Genomic DNA, 18,034 nt, shown 5'->3' on the forward strand with positions numbered 1-18,034 from the left:
AGAAAGGACACCGGATGTCGCAACAACTGGCTCGCCGGACGCCCGGGGATACTCTCCGCACCATCACCAGCCGCTTCGTACGCACCGAAGTGCGCGGCGGCCGGACCCACACGGCCATCGTCATGCCCTGGCTGTTCCTGGCCATCCCGCTGGCGTTGCTGCTGACCTTCACCTACGTCCCGGTCGGCAACATGATCTGGTACAGCTTCACCTCCTGGGACGGCCTAGACCAGACCAAGAAGGTCGTCGGCTTCGACAACTTCCTCCGCATCTTCACCCAGCCGCAGTACTGGCAGGTGTTCGCGGTCAGCCTCTACTACTTCGCCGCGTCGTTCCTGCAGATGGCCCTGGCGCTCTACTTCGCCACCATCCTCAGCTTCAAGACCCGGTTCCGGAGCCTGTTCAAGGGCATCCTGTTCTTCCCGTACCTGATCAACGCGGTCGCCATCGCGTTCATCTTCCTGTTCTTCTTCCGGCCCGGCGGCACCCTCGACGCGGTCCTCGGCTTCCTCGGCATGGGCGGCCTGTCCACCCAGTGGCTCGGCAACCCGGATGTCGTCAACTACTCCCTGGCCGGCGTCGCCATCTGGCGCTACATCGGCCTGAACTTCGTGCTCTTCCTCGGCGCGATCCAGTCGATCCCCGGCGAACTCTACGAGGCGGCCGACCTCGACGGCGCCAACAAGTGGCACCAGTTCCGTTACATCATCGCCCCCGGCATCCAGCGCATCATCAGCCTGTCCTTCATCCTCGCCATCGCCGGCAGCCTGTCGGCCTTCGAACTGCCGTTCATCATCACCGGCGGGGCCAACGGCAGCACGACCTTCGTGATCCAGACGATCCAGACGGCGTTCGTGTTCCGCAAGGTCGGGCTCGCCTCGGCGATGGCCGTGATCCTGCTCATCATCGTGCTGCTCGTCACCTGGATCCAGCGCAAGGTCGTCCCCGACGAGAAAGTGACCCTGTCCTCATGATCCGTACCCTCTGGACCACCGGGAAGTACGCTTCCCTCGTGCTCGGCTCGCTGGTCGCCCTCGTGCCGATCGTGGTGATCGTGTTCGCCTCGCTCAAGACCAACACCGAATACGCCACCTCCGGCCCACTCGTGCCGCCGGAGAACTGGCTGAACTTCGGCAACTTCGTCACCGCGTTCGTCAAGGGACGGATGCTGACCGGCTTCCTCAACACGACCTTCATCGCCGTCGTCTCGGTGACCGGCACCATCCTGATCGGCACCATGGCCGCCTACGTGCTGGACCGGTTCGAGTTCCGGTTCAAGAAGCTCGTCTTCGCCCTGTTCCTGATCGCGACCCTCGTGCCCGCCGTGACCACCCAGGTGGCCACCTACCAGGTCGTCAACTGGTTCCACCTCGTGAACACCCACGGTGCGGCGATCATCCTGTTCATGGGCACGGACATCCTCTCGATCTACATCTTCATCCAGTTCATGCAGTCGATCCCCCGCTCGCTCGACGAAGCCGCCATGCTCGACGGCGCCAGCCGGCTCGGCATCTACTGGCGGATCATCCTGCCGCTGCTCGGCCCGGCCATCGCCACGGTCGTCATCATCAAGGGGATCGCGATCTACAACGAGTTCTACATCCCCTACCTCTACATGCCCGGCCAGGACCTGGCCGTGATCAGCACCTCGCTCTTCCGCTTCCAGGGCCCGTATGGCGCCCAGTGGGAGGTCATCGCGGCCGGCATCATGATCGTGATCCTGCCGACGCTCATCATCTTCCTTTTCCTGCAACGATTCATCTACAACGGCGTGACCTCGGGAGCTACCAAGTAATGACGATCCACATCGACCAGACCGTGGCCACTGACGCCCCGGCGCAGGCCCACCCGATCCGCCGTTCGCTCGGCACCGACTGGACCGTCGCCGCCCTGGACGGGCCGGTGCCTCGCGAGGTGCGCCAGGCCGTGATCCCGGCCACCGTGCCCGGCTCGGTGCACACCGACCTGCTGGCCGCCGGGCTGATCCCCGACCCCTACCTCGACGACAACGAGCACCTGCTCGCCTGGATCGGCCTGACCGACTGGCGCTACACCAAGACGTTCGCGTGGCAGCCGGGCGGCAGCACGCAGACCCAGGTGGTCTTCGACGGCCTCGACACCATCGCCTCGATCGAACTCAACGGGCACTCGATCGGCGAGACCCGCAACATGCACCGCCGCTACCGCTTCGACCTGCGGCCGAGACTCAAGGCCGGGCTGAACGAGCTGACGGTGACGTTCCGCTCCCCCGTGCGCGCAGCGGATGCCGCCAGCCTCGACCTCGGCTACCGCCCGCACGTGAACCACCACCCCTACAACTCGATCCGCAAGATGGCCTGCAGCTTCGGCTGGGACTGGGGCATCGACACGAGCACCAGCGGAATCTGGCGCCCCGTGACGCTGGAGAGCTGGTCGGTGGCACGGATCGAGAGCGTGCGGCCGATCGCCACGGTCGGGCGGGTCTCGACAAGCTCGGCCACCGTGGGCAGCTCGACCGGCGGGATGGTCGACGTGCACGTCGAGGTCGCCCGGGCCGGCGACGAGCCGCTGGCCGTCAGGGCATCCGTCGCCGGAGTGTCGGCGACCGTCGAGCTCGCGGCCGGGGAGACGACCGCGGTCGTGCGCCTCGAACTGCCGGAGGTCTCGCTCTGGTGGCCGCGCGGCTACGGCGAGCAGCCGCTCTATGACGTGGACGTCACCCTCAGCGGCGGCGCCACCGAACTCGACGCCGCACGCAAGCGGATCGGCTTCCGCACGGTCGAGTTCGACACCACGCCCGATGACGCGGGCACGCCATTCACCATCGTGGTCAACGGCTCGCCCGTTTTCGTGCGCGGCGCAAACTGGATCCCCGACGACGCCTTCCCGCACCGGGTCGATCGGGCCCGCTACCTGGACCGGATCGAACAGGCCGAGTTCGCCAACATCAACCTGATCCGGGTCTGGGGCGGCGGCATCTTCGAGGCCGACGACTTCTACGAGCTCTGCGACGAGCGCGGCATGCTGACCTGGCAGGACTTCCTGCTGGCCTGCGCCGCCTACGCCGAGGAGGCGCCGCTCGGCGACGAGATCGAGGCCGAGGCCCGCGACAACGTCGCCCGGCTGGCTGCGCATCCGTCGCTGGTCATCTTCAACGGCAACAACGAGAACATCTGGGGCCACGAGGAGTGGAACTGGAAGAAGCGCCTCGACGGCAAGAGTTGGGGTGCCGGCTACTACTACGAGGTGTTCCCGCGAATCGTCGCCGAGCTCGCCCCGCACATCGGCTACACGCCGGGCAGCCCGTTCTCCCCCGGCCCCGCGCCGGAGGACGGCGGGCACACGCCCAACGACCAGGACCACGGCACCATGCACATCTGGGACCTCTGGAACCAGCGCGACTACCCCGACTACCGCGAGTACACGCCGCGGTTCGTGGCCGAGTTCGGCTGGCAGGGCCCGCCGACCTGGTCGACCATGACCAGTTCGATCGGCGACTCCCCACTGACCCCGGAGTCGCCCGGCATGCTCGTGCACCAGAAGGCGGCTGAGGGCAATGTCAAGCTCACCGACGGCCTGCTCGCGCACTACCCGCTGCCGGACGAGATCGACGCCTGGCACTGGGCGATGTCGCTGAACCAGGCGAACGCCATCAGCACCGCGATCGAGCACTTCCGGTCGCTGCAGCCGCACTGCATGGGCAGCATCGTCTGGCAGCTCAACGACTGCTGGCCGGTCACCTCCTGGGCGGCCGTCGACGGATACGGCCGGCCGAAACCGCTGCTCTACGCACTCCGGCACGCCTACGCCGACCGGCTCGTCACGGTCCAGCCGCGAGACGGCGGGCTCGCCGTGATCGTCGTCAACGACTCGGCCGAGGCCTGGACCGGTCCACTGGCGGTGGCACGGCTCACCGACACGGGCACCGTGCTCGCCGAGCACACCGAGCAGGTCACCCTGCCGGCGCGGTCCGCCGTGACTGTGCCGCTGCCGGCATCCGTGGGCCGGCCGGCGGATGCCGCGGCCGAGCTCCTGCGCGCCGACCTCGCCGGCGTGCGCGGCCACTGGTTCTTCGCCGAAGCCAGGGACTCTCACCTCGGCGCCCCCGCGCTCGACACCCGGCTCGACCGGGTCGAGGGCGGCTACCGGCTCACCGTCACCGCACACACCCTGACCCGCGACCTGGCCCTGCTGGTCGACAAGGTCGACCCGGGCGGCACGGTGGACGACATGCTCGTGACGCTGCTGCCGGGCGAGAGCGCGGTCTTCACCGTCACCTCCGCCGCGGAACTCGACCTGGCGGCCCTGTCGGCGCCGACGGTGCTGCGCAGCGGAAACCAGCTGGTCAAGCCATGACCGCCGCCGCCCCCGCTGCGGCGCTCGACGGCCCGGTCTGCGGGATGACCTGGGGCTGGACAGGGGTGCGCGGGTACTGGGCCACCGACGAGGCCCGGAACTCGATGACCCGGATGAGCGAGCACGGCGTCAACTGGACCGCCCTGGCCTACGCGGCCGTGCAGAAGAACGCGCAGTCGACCGAGATCCCGTTCAACCGGGAACCCACCGTCACCGACGAGGAGGTGCGCTGGGCGATCCGCGAGGCGAAGGCCCTCGGGCTCAAGGTCTGCCTGAAGCCCGTGGTCAACTGCGCCGACGGCACTTGGCGGGCCTATATCGGCTTCTTCGACTGGGAAGTGCCCGGCGAGCCCGGCTGGGCCGACTGGTTCGAGTCGTACACGGCGTTCATCCTGCACGCGGCCCGGCTGGCCGAGGCCGAGGGCTGCGAGATGCTCTGCATCGGCTGCGAGATGGTGCGCGCCGACGGCCAGGGTGCCCGCTGGCGCACCCTGATCGCAGCGGTGCGCGAGGTCTACTCGGGGCTGGTCACCTACAACTGCGACAAGTATCAGGAGGATCACATCGACTGGTGGGACGCGGTCGACGTGATCAGCTCGAGCGGCTACTACCCGCAGGGCTCCTTCCCGGCCGAACTCGACCGGATCGAACGGGTCGTCGCCCGGGCCGGCAAACCGTTCTTCTTCATGGAGGCCGGCTGTCCGAGCCGCACCGGCTCCGCCGCCAGGCCGAACGACTGGGCGCTGCCCGGCTCCCCGAGCGGGGCAGAACAACTGGGATACTACGAGGACATGTTCGCCGCCGCCGACGAGCGGGAGTGGATGCTCGGTTTCATGCTCTGGGACTGGCCGGCCCGGCTCTACCCGGCCGCCGAGGCATCCCGCAACGACGACTATTGCGTCTACGGCAAACCGGCCGGGGCGTTCCTGACCCAGCACTACCGTGCCCTGCAAGGACTGACCTCTCATGAGTGACCGACCCCGTTCCCTGTCGATCGATGCCGGCCAGACCGGCATCCGGGCGCTGCTCAGCGGCCCGGAAACGGCCGAGGAGACCTTCGAGTTCGCGGGGATCCTCACCGACACCGACCTGATCCCGCAACTGGTCGACGTGGTCGCCCGGGTGGCCGGGGCATCCGGTGCGTCCATCCACACCGTCAGCGCCGGGATCTCCGGCTTCACCTACTCCCCCGCCGACGCCGACGGTCTGCGCGCGGCGACCGACGCCCTCGGCGTGCGCGAGGTGTGCCTCGCCCACGACTCGGTCACCTCCTACCTCGGCGCGCTCGGCGACAGCCTGGGCGCCGTGATCGCGGTCGGCACCGGCGTGGTCACCCTCGCCGTCGGCGAGTTCGCGGTCACCCGGATCGACGGCTGGGGCAACCTGATCGGTGACGCCGGCAGTGGCTACTGGATCGGCCGCGCCGCCCTCGACGCGGTCATGCGCGACTACGACGGGCGCGGTCCGCGCTCGGCACTGACCGACGCGGTGCGCGAGGACTTCCCCAACCTGGAGACGGCCTACCTCGAGTTGCAGGGCGATCCGGGCCGGGTGAGCCGCATCGCGGCGTACTCCCGGCACGTCACCGCACTGGCCCCGACGGATGCCATCGCCGCCGCCATTTGCGCCGCCGCGGCCGCCGAACTGGTGCTCTCGGTCGCGGCCGGGCTGCGCCGCGTCGGGGAGGGATCCGGGGAGTCTCCGGTCGTCTGCGGCCTCGGCGGGGTGTTGCGGGCCCCCGAGATCAGCCTGCCGTTCGAGCAAGGCCTCCGTGCCCTCTGGCCGGCCGTTGATATCCGCCCGCCGCTGGCCACCGCGCTCGAGAGCGCCGCGCTCCTCCCTCGCCTCTCCCCGCAGAGCGCCCTCCGCGACCGGGTTGCGGTCTCCGTCTCCTCGAACGCGGATTAGGGCAGGCTCCGGAGGTCGAGTCCGCCGAAACCGGAACTTGCGGTGCTCGAGCTCGACGAGACCTCAGAACTCGCGGTGGTGGACTTTGTCGAGACCGGGCGGCACGATTTCGGCAAACTCAATCGCCGGTGGTCGAGCCCGTCGCGACCCCGTGAACCCGCGGTGGTCGAGCGCGCCCCGGTGGTCGAGCCCGTCGAGACCCCGTGAACCCGCGGTGGTCGAGCCTGTCGAGACCCGGAGCCATGAGTTCAGCGGGCTCACTCGCCGGCGGCGCTGCCGGTCGGGCCCCGCAGGACCGGCCGGTCAGTCCGTGTCCCGTGTCGGCGTGCCCGGGTCGAGTTGCCGTGAGGTCTTGCTGGGCAGGGGAATGAGCGTCTGCGCCGGGTCGACGGAGACGGGTGGTTTCAGCCAGTACTGGTCGCCGTCGCGGATGATGGTCCAGCCCTTGTTGTGGAGCAGCAGGTGGTGGGGGTGGCAGAGGCAGACTCCGTCGGCGAGGTCGGTGTAGCCGTTTTCGAGGAGCCACTCCTTGAGGTGGTGGGCTTCGGTCCAGGACGGGGGCCGGTCGCACTCTGGCCAGACGCAGCCGCCGTCGCGGGCGCCCATCGCGGTGCGTTGGGCCGGGGTGAAGAGACGTTGTTCGCGGCCGACGTCGATAGGTTGGCCCGTGTTGTCGAAGAGGATTCCGACGTAGCCGGTGTCGCAGAGCTGCCGTTTGACAGCGGCCATGGAGATCGGGGCAGGGCTGCCTTCGATGGACCCGTGCCCGGCCGCCAGGACCACGGCCGTCCCCGGCCGGTCAGGTTGGCTGGGTTGGCTGGGTTGGCTGGGTTGGCTGGGTTGGCTGGGTTGGCTGGGTTGGCTGGGTTGATCGGGTTGATCGGGTTGATCGGGTTGGCCAGATATACCGGGTTGGCCAGATATACCGGGTTGGCCTGGTTGGCCTGGTCTGCTGGATATGGCGGGTTGCCCGGGTCGGCTGAACAGGTCGGGTTGGCCTGGTCGGCTGGATTGGTCGGGCGGGCCGGGCTCGGCGGGCTGTCCGGGTTGGCCTGGATTGCCGGGTTGGCCGGGTTGACTCGAGGGAGCGGCTGTGTCAGCTCTGCCCGCCCCAATGGTCCGGGCATCTGAAGTCTCCGGCGCTCTCGGTGCCTCAGGTGCTCCGGTGGCGTGGGGTGTTGATGGTGTGGAAGGGGCTCTGCCAGCCGGCACCGGGGGTGCACTGCCGGTACCGGCGTTGGTGCGGGCGGCGGCGTCGGTGAGGTCTTTTTGGGTGACGATGATGCGTACGGCGGGGCGGCGGCCGCCGAGCATCTGGCCGGGGTCGACTTCGCCGGCGATTTTGAGTAGTTGCACGAAGGAGTCCGCGGCGATCTGCGCGGTGCTGCGCGGGTCGTCCTGGATGGCTTTGGCCCAGGCGGTGCGCTTCTTGTCGACGAAGCGCACCCCGCCGCGTCTCGGGCTGGTGATGGAGTCGTAGGTGGAGAGCACGAACTCGCCGTCTTCGGGGGCGAAGAGGCCGTGCAGGCGGACCTTGCCGTCGGGGAGGCGGTAGACCTTGAGGAACCGGTCGTCGTAGGCCTGCTTCTCGCGGGCGGCGATGCCGGCCTGGTCGAGGTCGTCGCGCATCCGTCGGGCCCGGGTGAAGCATTGGTCTGCGTTGAGCGTCGCGGACTCGGCGAGAAGTTGGGTGAGGGCGGTGGCGAGTTTGTCGGCGGTGACGGCGGTGTCGATGTCGCCCAGGCCCTTGCGGATGGATTCGGCGGCGTCGACGGAGAGGGTTCCGGCGGTCACGGCGCGGGCGATCGGCGCCTGCCACGACCCGGCCCCGGCCGGATCGGACGGGACGTTCGCGGCTCCGGCTCCGGCTCCGGCTCCGGAATCGTCAGCGCCGCCGCCGAGGCCGCCCGAGTCGTCGCCCGAACCCACACCGACACCAGTCCCGTCACCTCCATCAGTACCGAGCGTCCCACGCGCCTCTGCGGTCTGCCGGTCGGCGGCCTCCGCCTGGGCGAGCATCGTGCCCACCGCGACGAGCTTGAACGCTTCGTTCTTGCTCGAGCCGGTGACTTTCTGGATCATCGCCTCCGGGGAGAGGAAACCCTGCTGCGCGGCCAGGCCGGAGTGGCCCAGTTCCGGGCGGGAGCGGCGGGCGATGGTCGCGGCCATCCACGCGGCCCGGGTTTCCAGGAGCCGGCGTGCGGTGGCGATGTCTTTTTGACCGGCCAGCGCCGCGGCATCCGTCAGGGCCTCGTACTCGGCGCTGGAGCAGCCCAGTCGGGCGACGGCCTCCGCCGCCTCTCTGAGCTGCTCTGCTGGGTTCATGCCACGAAGATACCAAAACATGAACACAAATGTGAGCGTTTGTCACGTCTTGTGGATAACTTATTCGAAGATTCATTCCCGAGTCTCGACAGGTTCGACCAACGGGTCGGCTCGACCACCGGGCTGGCTCGACCACCGGGCGACTCGACCACCGGGCGACTCGACCACCGGTTCGCCCGGGCAGGCGATGCTATTCGGCGGCGGAAAGCAGGGCGGCCTCGAATGCTACCCAGGCGAGCATCGCGCACTTGACCCGTGCCGGGTAACGGGAAACACCGGAGAAGGCGGCGGCGTCACCGAGGATCTCCTCGTCGGGTTCGATCGTTCCTCGGGAGCGCAGCATCTCCCGGTAAAGGTCGAGCATTGCCCTGGCCTCGGCGACGGTCACGCCACGCACGGTGTCGTGGAGCACGGATGCCGACGCCATCGAGATGGAGCATCCGTCGCCGCTCCAGGCGAACTCTTCGATCACGGCCTCGTCACCGGGGCCGCGCACGCCGACCCGCACGGTGACCTCGTCGCCGCAGGTGGTGTTCACCTGGTGCGACTCGCCCACCCGCCGCGCGTCGGGTCCAGTCACGTCAGGCCCATTCACGGTCGGCGCAGGCACGGCCAGGAGCGCCGGGAGTCCCTCGGCCGGGGCGCCGTGCCTGGCCTTCGCGTGGTCGAGGATGATCTGCTGATAGAGCTGCTGCATCGCGGTGCTGGTCATGAACGGACTCCGAAGAACGGCGCAACCTCGCGCAGGGTTGCCAGGAACTGGTCCACCTCGTCGGTGGTCGTGTAGAGATAGGTGCTCGCGCGCGTGGACGCGGTGACGCCGAGGCGCCGGTGCAGCGGCTGGGCGCAGTGGTGACCGACCCGCACCGCGATTCCGGCCTCGTCGAGGTACTGGCCCACGTCGTGCGCGTGCACGCCGGCCAGGTCGAAGCTGGCCAGGCCGATCCGTTCCACGCCGAGGCCCGGCCCCAGCACGCGCACGCCGGGGATGTCGCTGAGCCCCGCGAGGAGGCGCTGGCCGAGCTCCGCCTCCCGGGCCGCGATGCGCTCCATTCCCGTCTCGGTCAGGTAGTCCACGGCGGCGGCGAGGGCGATCGCCTGGGAGATGCGCTGGGTGCCGGCCTCGAACCGCTGCGGCGGGGCGAGGAACTCGGCCGTGTGCATATCGACGGTCGTGATCATCGAGCCGCCGGTGAGGAACGGCGGCAGGTCGGCGAGCAGGCCGGCCTTGCCGTAGAGCACTCCGATCCCGGTCGGGCCGAGCATCTTGTGGCCGGAGAATACGGCGAAGTCCACGTCGAGCGCGGCGACGTCGACGGGCAGGTGCGGCACCGACTGGCAGGCGTCGAGCAGCACCAGCGCGCCGACCGCGCGGGCCAGGGCGACGAGTTCGGCGACGGGGTTGATCGTGCCGACGACGTTGGACGTGTGGGTGAAGGCGAGCAGTCGGGTGCGGGACCCGATCACGGTGGCCGCGGCCGCCAGGTCGAGGGTGCCGTCATCCTGCACGGGGATGAACCGCAGGGTCGCACCCGTGCGCAGCGCGAGCTGCTGCCACGGGATCAGGTTGGCGTGGTGCTCCATCTCGGTGACGATGATCTCATCGCCCGCGCCGAGCCGGAACCGCTTCGCAGCCTCACCGCCGAGCCCGAGCGACGCGTTGGAGAGGGAATAGGCGACCAGGTTGACCGCCTCGGTGGCGTTCGAGGTCCAGACGACCTCGTCGGCCCGGGCGCCGATGAAGGCGGCGACCGTGGCCCGGGCGGCCTCGAACGTCTCGGTGGCGCCGAAGGCGAGGGTGTGCGCCCCGCGATGCACTGCGGCATTCCGCTGCTCGTAGAACTCCTGCTCCGCCTCCATCACGCTCACCGGGTTCTGCGAGGTGGCCCCCGAGTCCAGGTAGTTCAACGGATGCCCGTTGACCCGGGTTTCCAGGATGGGGAAGTCGTTGCGGATCCGGGCCACCTCCTCGTCCGTCAACGGGCGAGCGGTCGCACGGGTGGACAAGGTTGCGGGAACGGTCATTCTTTAAGCGTATTCCTTTGCCCGCGGATTGCGCACCGCGTGACGTCACACCTCCGCACCGTGCCGAATTCAGGAGAACTGACCGGATGCCGCGGGCCGGCCCCCGGAATCACGCGGAAGCCCGGCCGCGGGCATCCGTTTTCTCCTGAATTCGGCACAGGGAATCGGGACACAGGGAGGCGGGAGACAGGGCGGGAGCCGGAAACTAGGTGGCCGGGCCGGCCGAGAGGTCGAGGCCGAAGGTCAGGGCGCGGGTGAACTCGGTCTGCGGCTGCGCGAACACCGCGCGGGTCGGGCCCTCCTCCACGATCCGGCCCCGGTCGAGCACGATCACCCGGCTGGCGAGGGCCAGGGCGTCGAGCGGGTCGTGGGTGACCAGGATGACCGACCGGCCGGCCAGCACCCGGTGCAGGAGCCGGCGCTGCGCGGGCACCGCGGCGACATCGAGCGCGGTCATCGGCTCGTCGAGCAGCAGCAGCCGTGGGTCCGCCGCGAGGGCCCTGGCCACGGCCACCCGCTGCGCCTGCCCGCCGGAGAGTGCGGTCGGCCGGCGGTCGGCGAGATCCGCGACCTCGGCCGCGACCAGCCACTCGTCGGCGACCTCCCGCGACCTGGCCCGGGACTCCCCCGCGCTACGCGGGCCGAACGCCACGTTGTCCCGCACCGAGAGGTGCGGGAAGAGCAGCGGTTCCTGGGCGAGCAGCGCCGTGCCGCGGGCGTGCGGCGGCAGCCAGACGCCCGGCCGGCCAGGGCCGAGGTCGAACAGGACCCGGCCGTCCAGGCCGGCCCGTCCGGCATCGGGCCGGAGCAACCCGGCGCTGATCTCGACCACGGTGGACTTGCCGGCCCCGTTGGAGCCGAGCAGGGCCACGGTCTCCCCCGGGGCCACGGCGAACGAGACGTCGAGGCCACGCCGGGCGACCACGGCCGCCAGCTCGAAGGTCACGAGAGCAACCCCGGCCGGTGCGTCGCGACCAGGACCACCACGGCCACGCCCGCCGGCCCGAAGGTCACGAGAGCACCCGCGGCCGGTGCGTCGCGACCATGACCACCACGGCCACGGCGACGAGCACGAGTGCCAGCGCCACCGCCGCATCCGGGTCGGTCTCCCGCTGCAGGTAGATCTCCAGCGGCAGGGTGCGGGTGACTCCCTCGAGGCTGCCGGCGAAGGTGAGGGTCGCCCCGAACTCACCGAGGGCGCGGGCGAAGGCGAGCACAGCGCCGGAGACCAGCCCGGGCAGCACGAGCGGAAGCGTCACCCGCCAGAACACGACGCTGGGGGTGGCGCCGAGGGTCGCGGCGACGGCCTCGTAGCGCGCGCCGGAGGCCCGGAGGGTGGCCTCGACGCTGAGCACGAGGAACGGCAGGGCGACGAAGGTCTGGGCGAGCACGACGGCGGTGGTCGAAAAGGCGATCTGCACGCCGAGAACCTCGAAGCTCTGGCCGAGCAGTCCCCGGCGGCCGAAGGTCGACAGCAGGGCGATGCCGCCCACGACGGGCGGCAGCACGAGGGGCAGCAGCACGGCGGCGCGCACCAGCCGCTGGCCGGGGAACCGGCTCCGGGCCAGCACCAGCGCCATCGGCACCCCGAGGACCAGGCAGAGCACGGTGCTCGCGGCCGCGGTGCGAAGACTCAGCAGCAGAGCGGTGACCGCGGACGAAGAGGTGACCAGGCTGCCGAAGTGTGCCCAGTCCACCCGGCCCGTCATGCCGGCGATCGGCAGCACGATGAAGAGCGCGCCGAGCGCGGCGATGGCGAGGATCCAGCGCGGCACGCCGAGCGTGACCGGCCCGGCCGGCCCGGTCGGCCGAGTCGGCCCAGCAGTTCCAGACCCGCGGGCCGGTCGGCCCGACAGCTCAGGGAGCGCCAAAACCGGCCGCCTCGAGAATCTTCCGGCCGGCCGCGCCGGTGACGAACCGGGCGAAGGATGCCCCGAGCGTCGCCTGCGTGCTGCCGGCCACGACCCCGATCGGGTAGCTGTTCACGGCCCGGTCGGACTCGGGGAACGGGATGCCCTGCACGGAGTCGCCTGCCGCGGCGACGTCGGTCACGTAGACGAGCCCGGCATCCGCTTCCCGGGACGAGACCTTGCCGAGCACGTCGGTGACGGCGTTCTCCTCGCTGACCGGGGTGAGGTTGACGCCCGTCGCCGCCTCGATCATTGCGGCCGCGGCTCCGCACGGCACCTGGGGCGCGCAGGTCACCACGGCGGCTCCGGGGCGGGCCAGGTCGGCGAACGACTCGATCCGGGCCGGGTTGCCGGGAGGGACCGCGATCTCGAGCGTGTTGGTCGCGAAGACGGCCGGCTTCCCGGTCACGAGGCCGGCGTCGGTCAGCCGCGCCATGTTCTTCGTGTCCGCGGACGCGAAGACGTCGGCCGGGGCACCCTCGGTGATCTGGGTGACGAGGTCGGCCGAGCCGGCGAAGTTGAGCGTGACGGTGACCCCGGGGTGGGCCTCCTCGAACCGGTCGGCCAGCGCGGTGAAGGTGCCGGTCAGGGACGCCGCGGCGAACACGGTGAGCGTTCCGGAGGTGTCGGATGGCGCACCTGCGGTGGCCTGGGCACCCGAGCCGGCCTGACCGGCGCAGCCCGCGGTGAGGCCGGTGGCCAGGACCAGCACGAGGGCGGCGGCCGGCCGGCGACCCACCTTCACTGGTGCCCCCTCGGCGTCTCGACGATGACAGTGGTCGCCTTGACCACGGCGACGGCGACGGATCCAGGCACGAGGCCCAGCTCCCGCACTGCCTCCGTGCTCATCAGCGAGACGACCCGGTGCGGGCCGCACTGCAATTCGACCTGGGACATGACCGGATCGCTGAGCACGCTGGTCACGAGGCCGATGAAACGGTTGCGGGCCGAGCTGGCGGTGTCGGCCGGGTCGGCCGGCGCCAGCGCGTTCTCCCGGACCAGGGTGGCCAGGTCGAGGCCGTCGACGACCATCCGCCCCGCGTCGTCGGTGGACGCGGCCAGGGTGCCGTTGTCGATCCAGCGGCGCACGGTGTCATCGCTCACCCCGAGATACCCGGCGGCGTCTTTGATCCGTATCTGCGACATGAAACGCATCTTATTACCGTATTTACGGTTTCGCTTGCCCAGTCGATGCCCGTTCGGACCGGCCGGAGTGGTCAGGCCGGGCCGGTGGGGCAGGATGGAGGCGTGAACGCACCCGCGACAACCCCGATCAGCGTCCCGCATCCGGAACGCACCGCCCAGGTCATCGTGGCGTCCACCCGCGCGGCGGCGGGCATCTATCCCGACCGCACCGGCCCCGTCCTCGACGCCTGGCTGATCGACCGCGGCTGGACCGTGCTCGGCCGCCACGTCGTGCCGGACGGCGACCCCGTCGGAGCTGCGCTGCGAACCGCCGTCGACGCGGGCTACGACCTCGTGATCACCACGGGCGGCACCGGCGTCAGCCCGCACGACCACACCCCCGAGCAAACCGCACCGCTGCTCGACCTGGAGCTGCCGGGCCTGATGGAGGAGCTGCGCCGCCGGGGCGCCGCCTCGACTCCCCTGGCCGTGCTCTCCCGCGGCCGGGCCGGCATCGCCCGCGGCCGCACCGTGATCGTCAACCTGCCGGGCTCGAGCGGCGGGGTGCGCGACGGCCTCACCCTCCTCGGCGACGTGCTCGACCACATCCTGGATCAATTGCATGGCGTCGACCACTCCGCCTGACTTTCGCGCTATCGTGCCTGCACACCGCCGGCTCCGACGCCTTTGGTGTGAAGAGCCCGTGAGGATGCCTGTGGGGTAGGCGACCGAGCGTGACCCCCGCTAGGTTTTATCTTGGAAACTTAGCAACTTAGTTCATTGGGGATAAGCGATGGATCTGAACACCGTTCTGACTGTCAGCTCTGCCCGCAGCCGCGACGACCTGGCCGCGCTCGGGCCGACGGTCGTGCCGCTGGCCGGCGGCAGCGACCTGTTCGGCGAACCGCAGACCCACCTGACCGGGCTGGTCGACCTGCAGACCCTCGGCTGGGAACCGCTCACGGTCACCGCCGACGGCCTCGACATCGCCGCCACCTGCACCATCGCCGAGCTGTCCCGGCTGCCGGAAGCGATCGGCCTGGCCGCGCATCCACTCTTCTTCCAGTGCGCCGCCGCGCTCTACGGTTCGTTCAAGATCTGGAACGTCGCCACGGTCGGCGGCAACCTGTGCGCATCGCTGCCGGCCGGGCCGATGACGGCGCTGGCTGGGGCCCTCGACGGCGAGGTGCTCCTCTGGCGCGCCGACGGCAGCGACGAGCGCCTGCGGGCCGTGGACTTCGTGACGGGCAACCAGGCCAACCGGCTGGAACCCGGCGATGTGCTGCGCTCGATCTTCCTCCCGGGGTCGACACTGGTTTCCCGCACGGCCTTCCGCCGGATCGCCCTCTCCCCGCTCGGCCGCTCCGGCACCCTGCTGATCGGCCGCGCCGACGCCGACGGAGGCTTCGTGCTCACCGTCACGGCCGGCACCGTGCACCCGGTGCAGCTCCGCTACGACTCCGCGCCCTCGGCGAGCGCGCTCGCCCGTGACATCGCCGCGATCGATTCCTGGTTCACGGATGCCCATGGCGCCGCCGACTGGCGCCGCGCCGTGAGCGGCGTGCTGGGCGAGGAGATCCGGGCCGAACTCGCGCAGGGCCAGTCCAACCCGGGCTATTCCTGGGAGGACGCGCGCGACGAGGTGCGGGCATGAGGCTCGCCGTGAACGGGTCACCGGTCGAAGCCCCGGCCGCCCCCGGGCAGTGCCTGCGCTCCTTCCTTCGCGAGCACGAGCACTTCGAAGTGAAGAAGGGCTGCGACACGGGCGACTGCGGCGCCTGCTCGGTGCTGGTCGACGGCACCCCGGTGCACTCCTGTGTCTTCCCGGCCTTCCGCGCCGAGGACACGGACGTCACAACGGCGGCCGGGCTGGGCCTGCCCGGCACCCTCGCGCCGGTGCAGCAGCGATTCGTCGACGCCGGCGGCTTCCAGTGCGGCTTCTGCACCCCCGGCATGGTCATCACCGCCTCCACCCTGACCGAGCACGACCACGACGACCTGCCGCGCCTGCTCAAGGGCAACCTCTGCCGCTGCACCGGTTACCGCTCGATCGCGGACGCCATCCGCGGCACGCACACCCCCGCGGACGGATCGGCGTGCGCCCCCGTCGGCACTCCCGTTGACGCCCCCGCCGCCACTCTGGGCCGGGTGATCCGCACCGGCAAGGTCGGCACCTCGCTGCGCGCCCCGGCGAGTGAACGGATCGTGAGCGGGCAGGAACCGTACACGCTCGACGTCGCCGTGCCCGGCCTCACTCACCTGAGTGTGCTGCGGAGCCCGCATGCCCACGCGCGCATCCGCTCGATCGACACCCGCGAGGCCGACGCCCTGCCGGGCGTGCACGCCGTGCTCAGCCACGCCGACTCCCCCGCCACCCTCTACTCCACCGGCCGGCACGAGGACCGGCTCGACGACCCGGACGACACCCTCGTCTTCGACCGGGTGCTGCGGTTCCGCGGCCAGCGGGTCGCGGCCGTCGTCGCCGACACCGTGGCGATCGCCGAGGCCGCCTGCCGGCTGATCTCCGTCGAGTACGAGCTGCTGCCCGCCGTCTTCGACCCCGCCGAGGCGCTCCTCCCGGGCGCCGCCCTCGTGCACGGCGACAAGAACGCCGCTGAAAGCCGCCTGGCCGACCCGGGGCGCAACCTCGTCGCCGAACTACACGGCGAGTACGGCGACCTCGAAGCCGGCCTGGTCGAGGCCACCCGCCTCGTCACCGGCGACTGGCAGACCCAGCGGGTGGCGCACACCCAGCTGGAGACCCATGCCACGATCGGCTGGCTCGAGGACGACCGGCTGGTGCTGCGCACGAGCTCCCAGGTGCCCTTCCTGGTGCACCGGGAGATCTGCCGCCTGTTCGACCTGGATCCGGCCGGCGTGCGCGTGTTCACCGCCCGGGTCGGCGGCGGCTTCGGCGGCAAGCAGGAGATCCTCACCGAGGATGTCGTCACGCTCGCCGTGCTGAAGACCGGGCGGCCGGTGCAGTACGAGTTCAGCCGCACCGACGAACTGACCGCGGCACCGCTGCGCCATCCGATGCGGGTGAAGGTCACCCTCGGCGCGACCGACGAGGGCCGGCTCACCGCACTGAAGGTCGGCGTGCTCTCCGACACCGGCGCCTACGGCAACCACGGACCCGGGGTGATGTTCCACGGCACCTCGGAGTCGGTCAGCCTCTACTCGGTGCCGAACAAGCGGGTGGATGCCCAGAGCGTGTACACGAACAACCTCCCCTCCGGCGCGTTCCGCGGCTACGGCCTCGGCCAGGTGATCTTCGGGATCGAGTCCGCCGTCGACGACCTCGCCCGCGACCTGGGGATGAACCCGTTCGACCTGCGGCGACTCAATTGCGTCGGCCCGACCGACCCGCTGGTGGTCACCCAGGTGGAGGGCGATGACTTGATCTTCGGCAGCTACGGCCTCGACCAGTGCCTCGACCTGGCCCAGGCCGCTCTCGCGCGCGGCAACGGCGTCGCGGCGCCCGACGGCCCGGAGTGGCAGATCGGCGAGGGAATGGCCACCGCGATGATCGCCACCATGCCGCCGCGCGGGCACTTCGCGCACGCCTCGGTGACCCTGGAACCGACCGGCCGGTACACGGTGCGGGTCGGCACGGCCGAGTTCGGCAACGGCACGACCACCGTGCACGCCCAGCTCGCGGCGACGGCGCTGGTCATCGACCCGGGGCTGATCGACATCCTGCACTCCGACACCGACGCATCCGGGTACGACACGGGCGCGTACGGCTCGGCCGGGGTCGTCGTCGCCGGCAAGGCCGTGCTGCGTGCGGCGACGCTGCTGGCGGAGAAGCTCCGCGCCGGGACCGCAGGGCCGGCGCCCGTGAGCGCCGAAGCCGACGAGTACGGCGCGAGGCGCTCGGTCGCGTTCAACGTGCAGGCGTTCCGGGTGGCGGTGTCGACCCTCACCGGAGAGGTGCGCATCCTGCAGTCGATCCAGGCCGCGGATGCCGGGGTCGTGATGAACCCCGACCAGTGCCGCGGCCAGATCGAGGGCGGCGTCGCCCAGGCGATCGGCTCGTCGCTGTTCGAGGAGGTCATCCTCGACGGGGTCGGCCGGGTCACCACGAGCGTGTTGCGCAACTACCACATCCCGCTGCTCGCCGACCTGCCGGTGACCGAGGTGTACTTCGCCGAGACGACGGATGCGCTCGGCCCGCTCGGCGCGAAGTCGATGAGCGAGTCGCCCTACAACCCGGTCGCCCCGGCCCTGGCCAACGCGGTGCGCGACGCCATCGGCATCCGCCCCTACGAGCTGCCGATGTCGCGCGACCGGATCTGGCGGCTGATGCACCCCGGCGCCTGAGCATCCCCCTGGCCCTCAGCGCTGCCCCCGAGCTCTGCCCCCGAGCTCAAACCACCAGCTCCGACCATCGGTGAACCTGTTCC

The 18,034-nt window shown here is 70.5% G+C and carries 15 protein-coding genes and 1 pseudogene; 9 read left to right on the forward strand and 7 right to left on the reverse strand.

Going from position 1 to position 18,034, the window contains the following annotated elements; translation table 11 throughout:
• Positions 1 to 14 precede the first annotated feature (14 nt).
• Genes IWX89_RS09465 through IWX89_RS09490 form a run of 6 tightly spaced genes read left to right on the forward strand, consistent with a single transcriptional unit; the run spans position 15 to position 6,450 of the window.
• Positions 15 to 974 carry a carbohydrate ABC transporter permease gene (locus IWX89_RS09465; protein ID WP_196903291.1) on the forward strand — a complete coding sequence of 320 codons (960 nt, stop codon included), beginning with the start codon at positions 15 to 17 and terminating at the stop codon, positions 972 to 974.
• Complete coding sequence (locus IWX89_RS09470) at positions 971 to 1,795, forward strand: carbohydrate ABC transporter permease (RefSeq protein ID WP_196903292.1); 825 nt, start codon at positions 971 to 973, stop codon at positions 1,793 to 1,795. Before IWX89_RS09465 ends, IWX89_RS09470 begins: the two co-directional genes overlap by 4 nt.
• A complete protein-coding gene (locus tag IWX89_RS09475) occupies positions 1,795 to 4,335 on the forward strand; it encodes a glycoside hydrolase family 2 protein (RefSeq protein ID WP_196903293.1) in 2,541 nt (846 codons plus the stop codon). Before IWX89_RS09470 ends, IWX89_RS09475 begins: the two co-directional genes overlap by 1 nt.
• Complete coding sequence (locus IWX89_RS09480) at positions 4,332 to 5,309, forward strand: 1,4-beta-xylanase (RefSeq protein ID WP_196903294.1); 978 nt, start codon at positions 4,332 to 4,334, stop codon at positions 5,307 to 5,309. The genes IWX89_RS09475 and IWX89_RS09480 overlap by 4 nt, the downstream gene beginning before the upstream one ends.
• Positions 5,302 to 6,243, forward strand: coding sequence for an N-acetylglucosamine kinase (locus IWX89_RS09485; protein WP_196903295.1), 942 nt, complete (start codon positions 5,302 to 5,304; stop codon positions 6,241 to 6,243). Before IWX89_RS09480 ends, IWX89_RS09485 begins: the two co-directional genes overlap by 8 nt.
• A 42-nt stretch (positions 6,244 to 6,285) precedes the next feature.
• The gene (locus IWX89_RS09490) at positions 6,286 to 6,450 is read left to right on the forward strand and encodes a hypothetical protein (protein WP_196903296.1); all 165 of its coding nucleotides are present in this window, start codon (positions 6,286 to 6,288) and stop codon (positions 6,448 to 6,450) included.
• A gap of 96 nt (positions 6,451 to 6,546) precedes the next feature.
• Here the strand turns inward: IWX89_RS09490 and IWX89_RS09495 are convergent, their stop codons facing one another.
• From IWX89_RS09495 to IWX89_RS09525, 7 genes and pseudogenes are all read right to left on the reverse strand, one after another.
• Positions 6,547 to 8,568 (reverse strand): DUF222 domain-containing protein, encoded by a 2,022-nt coding sequence (locus IWX89_RS09495; RefSeq protein WP_196903297.1) that lies wholly within the window; start codon positions 8,566 to 8,568, stop codon positions 6,547 to 6,549.
• A gap of 190 nt (positions 8,569 to 8,758) precedes the next feature.
• Positions 8,759 to 9,280: a Fe-S cluster assembly sulfur transfer protein SufU gene (gene sufU / locus IWX89_RS09500; protein ID WP_196903298.1), complete on the reverse strand. Its 522-nt coding sequence runs from the start codon at positions 9,278 to 9,280 to the stop codon at positions 8,759 to 8,761.
• Positions 9,277 to 10,593: an aminotransferase class V-fold PLP-dependent enzyme gene (locus tag IWX89_RS09505; RefSeq protein WP_196903299.1), complete on the reverse strand. Its 1,317-nt coding sequence runs from the start codon at positions 10,591 to 10,593 to the stop codon at positions 9,277 to 9,279. The genes sufU and IWX89_RS09505 overlap by 4 nt, the downstream gene beginning before the upstream one ends.
• Positions 10,594 to 10,810: 217 nt before the next feature.
• Positions 10,811 to 11,539: pseudogene (locus IWX89_RS09510) on the reverse strand (sulfate/molybdate ABC transporter ATP-binding protein); the annotation flags it as partial.
• 64 nt (positions 11,540 to 11,603) lie between these two features.
• Complete coding sequence (locus IWX89_RS09515) at positions 11,604 to 12,368, reverse strand: ABC transporter permease (RefSeq protein WP_307836484.1); 765 nt, start codon at positions 12,366 to 12,368, stop codon at positions 11,604 to 11,606.
• Positions 12,369 to 12,450: 82 nt separating this feature from the next.
• Positions 12,451 to 13,248: a molybdate ABC transporter substrate-binding protein gene (gene modA / locus IWX89_RS09520; protein ID WP_196903301.1), complete on the reverse strand. Its 798-nt coding sequence runs from the start codon at positions 13,246 to 13,248 to the stop codon at positions 12,451 to 12,453.
• Positions 13,245 to 13,649: a molybdopterin-binding protein gene (locus tag IWX89_RS09525; protein ID WP_196903302.1), complete on the reverse strand. Its 405-nt coding sequence runs from the start codon at positions 13,647 to 13,649 to the stop codon at positions 13,245 to 13,247. The genes modA and IWX89_RS09525 overlap by 4 nt, the downstream gene beginning before the upstream one ends.
• 102 nt (positions 13,650 to 13,751) lie before the next feature.
• Between IWX89_RS09525 and IWX89_RS09530 the strand changes: the two genes are divergently transcribed.
• The 3 genes from IWX89_RS09530 to IWX89_RS09540 all read left to right on the forward strand — a co-directional run bounded on the left by IWX89_RS09530 (position 13,752) and on the right by IWX89_RS09540 (position 17,951).
• Positions 13,752 to 14,273, forward strand: a complete 522-nt coding sequence (locus tag IWX89_RS09530) for a MogA/MoaB family molybdenum cofactor biosynthesis protein (protein ID WP_307836485.1) — start codon at positions 13,752 to 13,754, stop codon at positions 14,271 to 14,273.
• Positions 14,274 to 14,421: 148 nt separating this feature from the next.
• The gene (locus IWX89_RS09535) at positions 14,422 to 15,282 is read left to right on the forward strand and encodes an FAD binding domain-containing protein (protein ID WP_196903304.1); all 861 of its coding nucleotides are present in this window, start codon (positions 14,422 to 14,424) and stop codon (positions 15,280 to 15,282) included.
• Positions 15,279 to 17,951, forward strand: a complete 2,673-nt coding sequence (locus IWX89_RS09540) for a molybdopterin cofactor-binding domain-containing protein (RefSeq protein ID WP_196903305.1) — start codon at positions 15,279 to 15,281, stop codon at positions 17,949 to 17,951. The genes IWX89_RS09535 and IWX89_RS09540 overlap by 4 nt, the downstream gene beginning before the upstream one ends.
• Positions 17,952 to 18,034 lie beyond the last annotated feature (83 nt).

Origin of the sequence: Cryobacterium sp. MP_M3, assembly GCF_015752155.1 — a bacterium.
GTDB lineage: Bacteria > Actinomycetota > Actinomycetes > Actinomycetales > Microbacteriaceae > Cryobacterium.

Excerpts from the sequence above, each read along its gene's own strand:
- IWX89_RS09465 (WP_196903291.1), top strand. The coding sequence starts at position 15 with ATGTCGCAACAACTGGCTCGCCGGACGCCCGGGGATACTCTCCGCACC.
- IWX89_RS09535 (WP_196903304.1), top strand. The coding sequence starts at position 14,422 with ATGGATCTGAACACCGTTCTGACTGTCAGCTCTGCCCGCAGCCGCGAC.
- sufU (WP_196903298.1), bottom strand. The coding sequence starts at position 9,280 with ATGACCAGCACCGCGATGCAGCAGCTCTATCAGCAGATCATCCTCGAC.
- IWX89_RS09480 (WP_196903294.1), top strand. The coding sequence starts at position 4,332 with ATGACCGCCGCCGCCCCCGCTGCGGCGCTCGACGGCCCGGTCTGCGGG.
- IWX89_RS09525 (WP_196903302.1), bottom strand. The coding sequence starts at position 13,649 with ATGTCGCAGATACGGATCAAAGACGCCGCCGGGTATCTCGGGGTGAGC.
- IWX89_RS09485 (WP_196903295.1), top strand. The coding sequence starts at position 5,302 with ATGAGTGACCGACCCCGTTCCCTGTCGATCGATGCCGGCCAGACCGGC.
- IWX89_RS09470 (WP_196903292.1), top strand. The coding sequence starts at position 971 with ATGATCCGTACCCTCTGGACCACCGGGAAGTACGCTTCCCTCGTGCTC.
- IWX89_RS09475 (WP_196903293.1), top strand. The coding sequence starts at position 1,795 with ATGACGATCCACATCGACCAGACCGTGGCCACTGACGCCCCGGCGCAG.
- IWX89_RS09495 (WP_196903297.1), bottom strand. The coding sequence starts at position 8,568 with ATGAACCCAGCAGAGCAGCTCAGAGAGGCGGCGGAGGCCGTCGCCCGA.
- IWX89_RS09505 (WP_196903299.1), bottom strand. The coding sequence starts at position 10,593 with ATGACCGTTCCCGCAACCTTGTCCACCCGTGCGACCGCTCGCCCGTTG.
- IWX89_RS09540 (WP_196903305.1), top strand. The coding sequence starts at position 15,279 with ATGAGGCTCGCCGTGAACGGGTCACCGGTCGAAGCCCCGGCCGCCCCC.